Annotated in this window: 5 protein-coding genes; all 5 read right to left on the reverse strand. The window is 71.1% G+C overall.

Annotated features, from left to right (window positions below; all coding sequences use genetic code 11):
* On the reverse strand, positions 1 to 485 hold a 485-nt coding region (locus tag J0L98_RS21395; RefSeq protein ID WP_296414254.1), incomplete at its 3' end, for an ATP-binding cassette domain-containing protein.
* 5 nt (positions 486 to 490) lie between these two features.
* Positions 491 to 1,144: a DUF1826 domain-containing protein gene (locus J0L98_RS21400; RefSeq protein ID WP_296414255.1), complete on the reverse strand. Its 654-nt coding sequence runs from the start codon at positions 1,142 to 1,144 to the stop codon at positions 491 to 493.
* Between the two features lie 17 nt (positions 1,145 to 1,161).
* The gene (locus J0L98_RS21405) at positions 1,162 to 1,902 is read right to left on the reverse strand and encodes a ZIP family metal transporter (RefSeq protein WP_296414256.1); all 741 of its coding nucleotides are present in this window, start codon (positions 1,900 to 1,902) and stop codon (positions 1,162 to 1,164) included.
* Positions 1,902 to 2,273, reverse strand: a complete 372-nt coding sequence (locus J0L98_RS21410; RefSeq protein WP_296414257.1) for a 6-carboxytetrahydropterin synthase — start codon at positions 2,271 to 2,273, stop codon at positions 1,902 to 1,904. Before J0L98_RS21410 ends, J0L98_RS21405 begins: the two co-directional genes overlap by 1 nt.
* Before the next feature lie 8 nt (positions 2,274 to 2,281).
* A partial coding sequence (locus J0L98_RS21415) for a dihydroorotase (RefSeq protein WP_296414258.1) occupies positions 2,282 to 3,470 on the reverse strand: 1,189 nt, incomplete at its 5' end.

Below are 3,470 nucleotides of genomic sequence, written 5' to 3' on the forward strand. Positions count from 1 at the left end.
AGCGCCCGGGCCGCTGCCACCCGCTGCTGCTGCCCGACGGACAGGGTGCTCGCCGGCCGGGCCGCGTCGCCCGCATCCACCTCCAGGGCTTCCAGGAGCCGGTGTGCCGCCTCCACGGGCCGGGGGCCGGCCCGCCGGGCCCGGGTGGCGGAGAAGCGGCAGGGCAGGAGGACGTTGTCGAGGGCCGACAGATAGGGCAGCAGATTGAACTGCTGGAAGATGAAGCCGATGTGATCGACCCGGAAGCGGTCCCGGGCGGGAGCCGACAGGGCGTCCAGGGCCTGGCCGAGGATCTGGATACGGCCTTCCCGGGGCAGCAGCACGCCGCCAATGAGGTTGAGCAGGGTGCTCTTGCCGGCGCCGCTGTCCCCCTGGATGAACACCTGCTCACCCTGGTCCACGTCCAGGGCGGACAGGGTGAGACACGCTGCAGGCTGGCCTGGCCAGGCGAAGCTCAGGTCGCGGAGGTGAATGGCCGGGACCATGGGGCTCACCACACTCCGTCGGCGGCCAGTACCACGCGGGGAAAGGCGTCCGCCGGAACCGCAGGAGAGCGATGGATGATCCCGCGGCTGCCATTGCCCTGCCACAGGCTGCCCTTCAGCAGGGCCACGGCGAAGCCGGGAATTCGCTGGATCTGCGTCCCGGCGCCGAGCAGGCCCGACTGTTCATCGGGCAGCCCGCCCGCGCCACTGCCCAGCTTGCTGCGATCGGCGCCGGCATCGTCCAGCCATTCCGTGCCCGGCCCCCGGTAGGTGCACAGCAGGCGGATGCCGACCCGGTCCACGTGCAGGCGCGGGCACATGGCCTTGTCGATCACCTCCAGGCGCAGGCCGATATGGGGGCAGTCCAGCAGATCGCCCAGCAGTTCGGCGAGCTGGCCGATGTCCCGGGCCAGGGCCTCGCGCCCGGGGTGGTCGGGGAGCTCTCCCAGCTCAGGGCATTGCCCGGCGTCAAGGGTGGTCCGCAGCCCGCGTCCGAGGCCATGCCTCGATGCCTCCAGGTAGCTGGCGATGAGCGGGTTTGCCGGGCGTTGCCAGATGGCGAGCTGGACATCCGGCTCGAAGATGCCGACCAGCGCGGCCGGAGAGGGGGTGACGAGGGTATGGGGGGCGTGGGCGGGGAGGTCGTGGCGTGCGTTCATGGAGGGCTCCGAGGCGATCAGTGGAGAAGGGCCATGCCGGCCGAGAGGAGGGTGATGCCCGCCGCCATGAAGCCCCCGTGCCAGGCGAGGTCGCCCTTTTGCTGGCGCAGCCAGGGCATCAGGTCGGAGACGGCGAGATAGATGAAGCTGGCGGCGGCGATGACGAGAACATGGGGGAGCCAGCGCCCGGCGTCGCTCAGCCAGAAGTGCCCGATGAGCCCACCCAGCACGGCGGTGAGGCTGGACAGGCCGTTCCACAGCAGGGCCCGGCTCCGGCGCCAGCCGGCGGCAAGGAGCAGGATGAAGTCGCCCGCCTCCTGGGGGATCTCGTGGGCGGCGATGGCCAGTGCGGTCGCCCAGCCCAGCTGCGGATCCACCAGGAAGGCGGCTGCCAGCATCAGTCCGTCGGTGAAGTTATGCACCGTGTCACCCAGCAGAACGATCGGCACCGTCCGGGCCAGCTCATGGGTGTGCGCGGGGGCGTCGTGGCTGTGATGCCACAGGGCGGCCTTTTCCAGAAAGAAGAAACCGAGCAGCCCGGCCAGCAGCAAGGCAAAGAGGGTGTGGATCTCGAGGCCGGCCCCGGCGGCCTCGGGCAGCAGATCCAGGAAGGCGGTGGCCAGCAGCACGCCGGTGGAAAAGCTGACCATACGCGTCAGCCAGCGGCGGGGGAGCCCGAAGGTCAGCAGCGCGGCGGCGCCCATGCTGAGGAGGCCCCCGGCGATGCAGGCCGCCAGGGTATGGGTGAGGGGATGCATCAGCAGGTGGCCTTCCCGACGAAGCTGCAGGCGTCGCCGGACAGGTCGCGACTGACCGTGACCCGGTGAAGCTGCGGCAGGCTGGGGGCGAGCCGGGCCCACAGGAAGCTGCACAGGTTTTCCAGGGTGGCGGGGCCCAGGCCGGGCACTTCGTCGAGGAAGCGGTGGTCGAGGGCGTCGCGGGTGTCGGCGAGGAGGGCGTCCAGGTGGCCGATGTCGATCAGCATTCCGGTGACGGGGTCCGGCGCCCCGGCCAGGGTGATGGTGGCGCGGTAGCTGTGGCCGTGGATGCGCCGGCTGCCTTCGGTGCCGATGTCCCGTTGCAGGGTATGGGCGGCCTCGAAGAGGAAGGCGCGGGAAAGTTCGTGCATGGTGGGTTTCAGCGGTCGAATTGGAGGGCTTCGCCGCGGCAGGCGGGGTTGAGCCGGCCGTCGTGCCAGGCGATCCGTCCGGACACCAGGGTGGTGAGCACCCGGGAGCGGAAGTGCCGGCCGGCGAACGGGGTCCAGCCGCAGCGGCCGAGGATGGGGTCGGCATCCACGGCGTGATCCTGATCGGCGACCAGGACGAGATCGGCCCAGTAGCCCTCCCGCAGGTAGCCGCGATCACGGATCTGGAACAGGTCGGCGACGGCGTGGCTGCAGCGCCGGACCAGGGTGGGGCGATCCAGCACCCCGTCGTGCACCAGCTCCATCAGCGCCGGCAGGGCGTGCTGGACCAGGGGCAGGCCGGACGGGGCGGTGGCGTAGGGGGCGGCCTTTTCGGCCCGGGTGTGGGGGGCGTGGTCGGTGCCGATCACGTCGATGCGTCCGCTGGCCACGGCGGCGCGCAGGGCGTCCCGGTCCTGCCGGGTCTTCACCGCCGGGTTGCACTTGAGCAGGCTGCCCAGCGCGGCGTAGCCGCTGTCGTCGAACAGCAGATGATGGAGGCAGGCTTCGGCGGTGATCTGTTTGCCGGCCAGGGGGCCGTCGTCGAACAGGGCCAGCTCCCGGGCGGTGGACAGGTGCAGCACGTGGAGGCGCGTGCCGTGCCGACGGGCCAGGCCCACCGCCAGGGACGAGGAGCGGTAGCAGGCCTCGGCGCTGCGAATCAGGGGGTGGGCCTCGAAGGGGATGTCGTCGCCGCAACGCGCCCGCCAGGCGGCCTCGTTGGCCAGGATGGTGGGGGTGTCCTCGCAATGGGCCAGCAGGAGGGTGGGGGCACAGGCAAACAGACGTTCCAGCACGGCCGGGTCGTCCACCAGCATGTCACCGGTGGAGGCCCCCATGAACACCTTGATGCCGGCGATGCGGGTCGGGTCGGCGGCGGCCACGGCGTCCAGGTTGTGGGTCGATACCCCCAGGTGAAAGGCGTAGTTGGCGTGGCTGTCGGCTGCCGCCAGGGCTCGCTTGGCCTCGATGGCGGCCATGTCGAGCGTGGGGGGGCGGGTGTTGGGCATGTCCATGAAGCTGGTGATGCCCCCGGCCACGGCCGCCGCCGATTCGCTGGCGATGCAGCCCTTGTGGGTGAGTCCGGGCTCGCGGAAGTGCACCTGGTCGTCGATCATGCCGGGCAGCAGCCAGGCTCCG

Origin of the sequence: Zoogloea sp., from assembly GCF_017302315.1 — a bacterium.
GTDB lineage: Bacteria > Pseudomonadota > Gammaproteobacteria > Burkholderiales > Rhodocyclaceae > Zoogloea.

Excerpts from the sequence above, each read along its gene's own strand:
- J0L98_RS21400 (WP_296414255.1), bottom strand. The coding sequence starts at position 1,144 with ATGAACGCACGCCACGACCTCCCCGCCCACGCCCCCCATACCCTCGTC.
- J0L98_RS21405 (WP_296414256.1), bottom strand. The coding sequence starts at position 1,902 with ATGCATCCCCTCACCCATACCCTGGCGGCCTGCATCGCCGGGGGCCTC.
- J0L98_RS21410 (WP_296414257.1), bottom strand. The coding sequence starts at position 2,273 with ATGCACGAACTTTCCCGCGCCTTCCTCTTCGAGGCCGCCCATACCCTG.